Here is a 565-nt window from a genome sequence, read left to right on the forward strand (position 1 = left end):
CGGCGATCTCGGTCTTCAGATCTCGCGAGGTCGAGGTGACGACGCGCACATCGACCTGCACGTCCTGTTCGCCGCCGACCCGGCGGAAGCGCTGATCCACCAGAACCCGCAGCACGCGGCTCTGGCTTTCGCGTGGCATGTCGCTGATCTCGTCCAGATACAGGGTGCCGTTGTGGGCGCGCTCGAACACGCCGATCTTGCGCGGCCTACCGTCCTGGCCCTCCTCGCCGAACAGTTCGACATCCAGCCGTTCCGGAGTCATGCCCGCTGCGGAGATGGCGACGAACTCGGCCCGGGCGCGAGGGCTGCCCTCGTGGATCTGCCGCGCCACCAGCTCCTTGCCCGAGCCCGGCGGCCCCGAAATCAGGACCCGGCTGTTGGCCTGGGCCACCTTTGCGATGGTCCCGCGCAGCGCCTGGGCCGCCTGCGATTTTCCGATCAGGCCCGAGGGCGTCATCGTCTGGGCGCGCAGTCTGCGGTTCTCGCGCCGAAGGGTCGCCGCCTCTATGGCGCGCTCGACGACCACGACCAGCCGGTCGGACTTGAACGGCTTTTCGATGAAGTC

Annotated in this window: 1 protein-coding gene; it reads right to left on the reverse strand. The window is 68.3% G+C overall.

Going from position 1 to position 565, the window contains the following annotated elements; genetic code table 11:
- Positions 1–565: sigma-54-dependent transcriptional regulator (locus B2U11_RS09670; protein ID WP_292071384.1), on the reverse strand; the 565-nt coding region annotated here is incomplete at both ends.

The organism is Brevundimonas sp. UBA7534, assembly GCF_002479325.1.
Taxonomy (GTDB): Bacteria; Pseudomonadota; Alphaproteobacteria; order Caulobacterales; family Caulobacteraceae; genus Brevundimonas.